Raw genomic sequence first — 6,779 nt, forward strand, 5'->3', positions numbered from 1 at the left:
GGGTACCGACTCGTACCAGTGCATCCTGTGCAAGGGCCGACGGCGTTTTGCCGGCGCTCAGGCAGGAACGCAGGCGATGGCATGACTGTCGGAAAGGCTGCGTGGAATGGAGAAAAGGCGATGGCTGCGGATGCGGATGCCTAAGCTGGATCAGTGTGCCTGAAAAATGGCTTTCCGGTTAAAAACACGACAAAAACTGCATTTTTATACTTAAACCTACGCACGAGCGCCGCATCAAAGGGATAGTTTGTTCTGACATTCATGGTTGGGGCTCTCAGAAGAGGCGATTCAATCTCCTAACCATGAACGTAGCCATCTGGCTCCATACACCAGATTTGACAATAACTTCTCGCAAGAGGCTTTTACAACTAAAAAGTTGCAGATAATTTTTATGAAAAAACACAGCGAAGAACTATCACACCTAAAAAAATGCCTACAGCGTGAAGTTATGGTCTCAGAAAAACCATTTTCGTGGTCAAAAACCATACACAAAGCCATTAAATGCCCTGATCGTCGGTTCTATTTTTGGTGGCGTATAGCCAACTATTTATACCGCGATGGTGTTGCTAAAAAGTTGGCCATCCGCATCAATAGAAATTTAAGAAACAAGTACGGGTTGGATATAAAGCTGGGCGCTGTTATAGGAGAGGGGTTAAGCATATCTCACTATGTTGGGATTGTAATAGCTGACTGTTGTACAATCGGAAAAAATTTTTATATTAAACAAAATGTAACCATCGGCGTTAAACACAATGACCAGCAGGGGAAGATCTACATAGGCGACAATGTGAATATTGGGGCAAACAGTTGCATTATTGGTAACAATTTATATATCGGAGATAATGTTACTGTGGGTGCAATGAGCTTTATAAATAAACATATTCCTGTTAATTGTACAGTATACACTCCTAAATCAGAAAACATAGAAATAGTTAAAAAGCCGGAATAATACCGGCTTATTTATCATGCACTTCTATACCAACCCATCAATTTAACAAATGCGTTTGCGACAGAAACTGCTCTGGCTACCGTCTTTGTCGAGTGACCATTACGGGCATTACTACTGGTCCTAGGCTGGTTTTTATCGTACCCGAGATGGGTAAGTCATGCAAAAAACCAAGTGCATGGGATATGACAGGGAGCACTCGTAGTGCCAAAAGTGAAGCATGCTCACCCGGTGAGCATATTACTCGTGCAGTCCGCATTCGCGCTTCAGGCCGAAGAAACGGGTCTCTTCTTCTGCCATACCCTGCTCCCACTTACGCGTGGTGTGAGTGTCGCCCACCGACAGGTAGCCCTGCTCCCACAGCGGGTGATAACCTAGGCCGTGCTGCTGCAGATACTGATAAACTTGGCGGTTGTCCCAGTCAATAATCGGCAGCAGCTTAAATATCCCTTTTTTAATCTCCAGCACTGGCAGATGCGCACGGCTTCCGGACTGAGCGCGGCGCAGGCCGGCAAACCACGTCTGCACTTTCAGCGTTTCCAGCGCGCGATTCATCGGCTCGACCTTATTGATCTGGTTGTAGCGCTCAATGCCGTCAACGCCCTGTTCCCAAAGCTTTCCGTAGCGCGCTTCCTGCCACGCCGGGCTGTGCTCAGCGCGGAACACCTGCAGGTTAAGATTCAGCTTTTCGGTCAGCTGGTCGATAAATTGGTAGGTCTCCGGGAAAAGATAACCGGTATCGGTAAGGATCACCGGAATGCCGGGTTTCTGCTTGTTGACTAGGTGCAGGCTGACCGCCGCCTGAATACCAAAGCTGGAGGTCAGCACCGCTTCGCCCGGCAGATTCTCTAGGCCCCAGATTACGCGATCCTCGGCGGAAAGCTTATCCAGCTGGTTGTTAATTTTGGCAAGCGCCATCACGCGCTCAACCTTCGGTAGCTCGTTCAGTGCAGAGAGATCGAGAACTGCCATATTACGCCTCCATCATTCCCAAAAATCACGGGTCGGATCGAGTACCGGCTTAACCACACCAGCACGGATGGTGAAGTCACCGAAGCCTTCATCGACTTCACGCTCCTGCGACCAGCGGCCAATCAGTTCATCAAGGGTAGCTAGGATCTGCTCTTCATTGATGTTTTCGCGATACATCCGCGGAATGCGCGTCCCGATGCGGTTACCGCCAAGGTGCAGGTTATAGCGGCCCGGCGCCTTACCTACCAGCCCGATCTCGGCCAGCAGAGCGCGGCCACAGCCATTCGGGCAGCCGGTAACTCGCAGCACAATGTGCTCATCGCCGACGCCGTGCTGAGTCAGGATCCCCTCAACGCGGGTGACAAACTCCGGCAGGAAGCGTTCGGCTTCGGCCATCGCCAGCGGGCAGGTCGGAAACGCGACGCAGGCCATCGAGTTTTCACGCTGGTGGCTGACGTTTTCCATCAGGCTGTGCAATACCGCCAGCTGTTCAATGTTCTCTTTCTCAGACTCCGGTACGCCCGCGACAATCAGGTTCTGGTTGGCGGTTAAGCGGAAATCGCCCTGGTGGATCTTCGCGATCTCTGCTAGGCCGGTTTTCAGCAATCGGCCAGGATAGTCAAGAATACGGCCGTTTTCGATAAACAGCGTCAGGTGCCATTTATTATCGATGCCCTTCACCCAGCCGAAGCGTTCGCCACGCGTGGTGAGCGCATAAGGACGGGTCGGCTCGAAGGTGATACCGGCACGGCGCTCAACTTCTGCTTTGAACACGTCAGGACCGACGCGCTCTAGGGTGTACTTGGTCTTGGCGTTTTTACGATCGGTACGGTTGCCCCAGTCGCGCTGGGTGGTCACCACGGCAGCAGCCACGTCGAGGATCTTCTCAAGCGGCAGATAGCCGAACTCGGTTGCCGTGCGGGCGTAAGTTGCTTTGTTACCGTGATCGATAGATAACCCACCGCCCACCAGCAGGTTGAAGCCGATCAGCTTGCTGTTTTCGGCAATGGCAATAAAGTTCATGTCGTTGGCGTGCAGATCGACGTCGTTGTGCGGCGGCACCACAACGGTGGTTTTGAACTTACGCGGTAGATAGGTTTCGCCGAGGATTGGCTCCACGTCGGTGGTCGCAACCTTCTCCTGATCCAGCCAGATCTCGGCGTAAGCGCGGGTCTGCGGCAGCAGATGCTCGGAGAGCTTCTTCGCCCACTCGTAAGCCTCCTGATGCAGCTCAGACTCAATCGGGTTTGAGCTGCTCAGCACGTTACGGTTCACGTCGTTGGCGGTCGCCAGGGCATCCAAGCCCACTTCATGCAGCATCTGGTGCGCCGGTTTCACGTTGCCTTTCAAGATACCGTGGAACTGGAAAGTCTGACGGTTGGTCAGACGGATGCTGCCATAAATGGTGTTGTCGGCGGCGAATTTATCAATCGCCAGCCACTGGGTTGGCGTCATAATGCCGCCCGGCAGACGGCAGCGCAGCATCATGGCATGACGTGCGTCCAGCTTCTGCTCGGCGCGCTCGGCGCGGATGTCGCGGTCATCCTGCTGGTACATGCCGTGAAAACGGATCAGCAGAAAGTTATCGCCATTGAAGCCACCGGTCAGACCATCATTCAAGTCTTCTGCGATGCCACCGCGCAGATAGTTGCTCTCTTTTTTCAGACGCTCAGCGTCGACCAGCTTGCCTTCGACAACCAGCGGTCCTAGATATTTTTCATCGCCCATTAGTACACATCTCGCTGATAACGGCGCTCAATGCGCAGCTCATTCAAAAATTCATCGGCCGATTCGATGTCCATTGCACCAAATTCAGCAACCACTTCCAGTAATGCCTGTTCTACATCTTTAGCCATGCGGTTAGCATTGCCACAGACGTAAATATGCGCGCCCTCTTCAATCCAGCGCCACACTTCCGCCCCTTTGGCGCGGATCTTGTCCTGAACATAAATTTTATGCTGCTGGTCACGTGACCAAGCTAAATCAATGTTGGTCAGCAGGCCATCTTTGACGTAGCGTTGCCACTCAACCTGGTAGAGGAAGTCTTCGGTAAAGTGCGGATTGCCGAAGAACAGCCAGTTTTTACCACCGGCGCCATCGTTGTCGCGCTGCTGCATAAAGGCGCGGAACGGGGCGATACCGGTGCCCGGACCAATCATAATCACCGGCGTTTCCGGGTTGGCTGGCAGGCGGAAATTGTCGTTATGCTCTATAAACACGCGGATTTCAGCGTCTTCTTCAAGGCGGTCAGCAAGATAGCTGGATGCCCCACCCGCTCGGGCACGCCCTTCAATCTCATAGCGTACCGCGCCCACGGTGATATGCACTTCGCTCTCGCTTTCGGCTTGGGAAGAGGCAATCGAGTAGAGGCGTGGCATCAGCGGACGCAGCAGGCCGGTCAGCTGTTCAGCATTCAGTTCGGTCGGAGCGAAACGCACCATATCGACAATTGGCATATTCTGCGCGAAGTGCTGCAGTCTGGCTTTATCGCTGACCGTTTTCAGCAACACTTCATTACGGGAAAGTTTGGCATACTCCCCAACAATCTGCGGGGTATTCACCGTCAGTTCATAATGTTTTTGCAGCGCATCAGCGAGAGTTAGCGTGCTGCCATAAACGCTAACGGTCTCGTCACCTTTCAGCCACAGCAGCTCCAGTAGTTCCTGCACCAGCGCGGCATCGTTCTCAAACCAGACGCCAAGCGCATCGCCCGGCTGGTAGCGCAGGCCGGAATCGCCAAGGTCGATTTCGATGTGGCGCACGTCCTTATCGGAGTCGCGGCCGGTAATTTTCTGGTTAAGCGCTAGGCTGGCTGTTAGCGGTGCTTCCTTACTATACGGGCTGCTGTGGATTTTATTCACGCTGCCTGCCGCGGCGATCGCTGACTGGGTGGCGCTGGCATCCGGCACGCGTGCCTTGAAAATATCTACAATCTGTTTGCGCCAAGCTTCCGCCTTCGCCGCGTACTCAACGTCGGCGTCCACGCGTTCTAACAGGCGCCCAGCGCCCAGCTCAGCGAGCTTACCGTCGAAATCCTTCCCGGTCTGGCTGAAAAACTCATAAGAGGTATCGCCAAGGCCGAACACCGCAAAGGCGCTGCCGTCCATTCTTGGCGCTTTTTTCGACATCAGGAATTTATGCAACGCGACGGCTTCTTCCGGCGGTTCGCCTTCCCCCTGAGTGGAGGTCACTACCACCAGCAGCTTTTCTTGGCCGATCTGCTTGAACTTGTAGTCACCGGCGTTTACCAGATTGACGTTCAGTTTGGCGGCCAGCAGGTCATTGCGCAGCTGTTCAGAGAGGCGACGCGCATTGCCAGTCTGAGAAGCGGAAAGAATAGTGATGGTCGGCGCTTCAACCGTAGCTGGCGCCGCCGCAACGGCACTACCCTGAGTATGGTTAACCATGCCCCAGAAATAACCGGAAAGCCAAGCCAGCTGGGTCGCTGAATAATCACCAGTGGCTGCCTGCAAGCGGGCGAGCTGGTCCGGGTTTAACGGAAGCAAGTTATTGGGAGCCTGAGTCGTCATTGTGTTGAAAATTCCAAAGTCGAAGTTCTATAGCAACAGGGTAAGGGCAAGCATAATAACCCTTAAATAAGGGTTGGAAATAATTAATAACCAAAATGACTAAACGGTTTTTCGGGTAAGCGTTAGCAGCAAAACAGATTAATCATTGCGTTATTTTTTCAACGTATTGGCAGCGTCAGTATTTGATAACACTTTCACTTACTGCCAATAGCCGCGAAACGGGTGCGAAAAAAGCTGTTTTCCGGTATCCTGCGTCGGTTTTTAAGGCAAAGAATGAGACGGCAATTATGGCGATCACGCTATTTAAAGATTTTCAATTTGAGGCCGCGCACCACCTGCCGAACGTGCCAATCGGGCACAAATGCGGTCGTCTGCACGGGCATTCGTTTATGGTCCGGCTGGAAATTATAGGCGAAGTGGACGCGCAGACCGGTTGGGTGATGGATTTCTCAGATATCAAAGCGGCCTTCAAGCCGGTTTACGATTGTCTGGATCACTACAATCTCAACGATATTCCGGGCCTTGAGAACCCGACCAGCGAAGTGCTGGCTGCTTGGATCTGGCAGCAGATGAAACCGGTGCTGCCGCTGCTGAGCGCGGTGATGGTGAAAGAAACCTGCACGGCTGGCTGCGTTTATCGCGGTTAGAATGGTGGGCGAGGCATGCCTCGCCCCTGGGATCCCTTGTTATCGTCTTCTGCTATCTCTGCGCCCGTTCCGCGTGAAACCACTTGGACAGAAAATCCTGCAGTGCCCGCAGACGTGGTGGCTGGTGCTGGCGTGAACTATAAATCGCATACATCCCCAGATCCTCTAACTGATACTGCGGCAGCAGCGCGACCAGCTGGCCGCTGGCGAGGGCACTGTTGCAAAGATAGGGGCTGTCCTAGATAACTAAGATCATCTAGGATAGTGCCATGAGAAAAAGCAGACTCAGTCAGTACAAACAGGAACGGTTACTTGAACAGTTTATTGCAGGCTCCACAGCCCGTATTGCCGCAGAGCTGGTTGGTGTCCACAGGAACACTGCTGCATACTATTTTCACCGCCTCAGAGTGCTGATAGCCGAGCACGTAGATAGGCACTCCTGGTTTGATGGCGAGATTGAACTGGACGAAAGTTATTTTGGTGGTCGTCGTAAAGGTCAGCGTGGCAGAGGTGCTGCCGGAAAAGTGCCTGTTTTCGGGCTTCTCAAGCGTGGTGGTAAGGTGTATACCAAGGTCATACCCGATGCCAAATCACGCACATTACTGCCGATAATAGAGTCAAAAATTTACCCTGACAGCATCGTCTATACCGATAATTTTGCCAGTTATGATGTACTGGATGTGA

At 52.8% G+C, this 6,779-nt stretch carries 6 protein-coding genes and 1 pseudogene; 4 read left to right on the forward strand and 3 right to left on the reverse strand.

Features of this window, described 5'->3' with window-relative positions; all coding sequences use genetic code 11:
• Nucleotides 1-163: pseudogene (locus BBW68_RS20705) on the forward strand (IS91 family transposase); the annotation flags it as partial.
• 228 nt (nt 164-391) lie between these two features.
• A complete protein-coding gene (locus tag BBW68_RS09250; protein ID WP_070135139.1) occupies nt 392-949 on the forward strand; it encodes a serine O-acetyltransferase in 558 nt (185 codons plus the stop codon).
• Between the two features lie 237 nt (nt 950-1,186).
• Here the strand turns inward: BBW68_RS09250 and BBW68_RS09255 are convergent, their stop codons facing one another.
• Genes BBW68_RS09255 through cysJ form a run of 3 tightly spaced genes read right to left on the reverse strand, consistent with a single transcriptional unit; the run spans nt 1,187 to nt 5,448 of the window.
• A complete protein-coding gene (locus tag BBW68_RS09255; protein WP_070135135.1) occupies nt 1,187-1,918 on the reverse strand; it encodes a phosphoadenylyl-sulfate reductase in 732 nt (243 codons plus the stop codon).
• A gap of 12 nt (nt 1,919-1,930) precedes the next feature.
• A complete protein-coding gene (gene cysI, locus BBW68_RS09260) occupies nt 1,931-3,646 on the reverse strand; it encodes an assimilatory sulfite reductase (NADPH) hemoprotein subunit (RefSeq protein WP_070135136.1) in 1,716 nt (571 codons plus the stop codon).
• Nucleotides 3,646-5,448 (reverse strand): NADPH-dependent assimilatory sulfite reductase flavoprotein subunit, encoded by a 1,803-nt coding sequence (gene cysJ, locus BBW68_RS09265; RefSeq protein ID WP_070135137.1) that lies wholly within the window; start codon nt 5,446-5,448, stop codon nt 3,646-3,648. The genes cysI and cysJ overlap by 1 nt, the downstream gene beginning before the upstream one ends.
• 287 nt (nt 5,449-5,735) lie before the next feature.
• Here cysJ and queD point away from each other — a divergent pair, with 287 nt between their 5' ends.
• Together queD and BBW68_RS09275 are read left to right on the forward strand one after the other, a co-directional pair.
• Nucleotides 5,736-6,095: a 6-carboxytetrahydropterin synthase QueD gene (queD, locus tag BBW68_RS09270; RefSeq protein WP_070135138.1), complete on the forward strand. Its 360-nt coding sequence runs from the start codon at nt 5,736-5,738 to the stop codon at nt 6,093-6,095.
• 269 nt (nt 6,096-6,364) lie between these two features.
• Nucleotides 6,365-6,779, forward strand: a 415-nt coding sequence (locus BBW68_RS09275; protein ID WP_148127470.1) for an IS1595 family transposase, incomplete at its 3' end; no start/stop codon positions are given.

This window comes from Candidatus Erwinia dacicola (assembly GCF_001756855.1).
GTDB lineage: Bacteria > Pseudomonadota > Gammaproteobacteria > Enterobacterales > Enterobacteriaceae > Erwinia > Erwinia dacicola.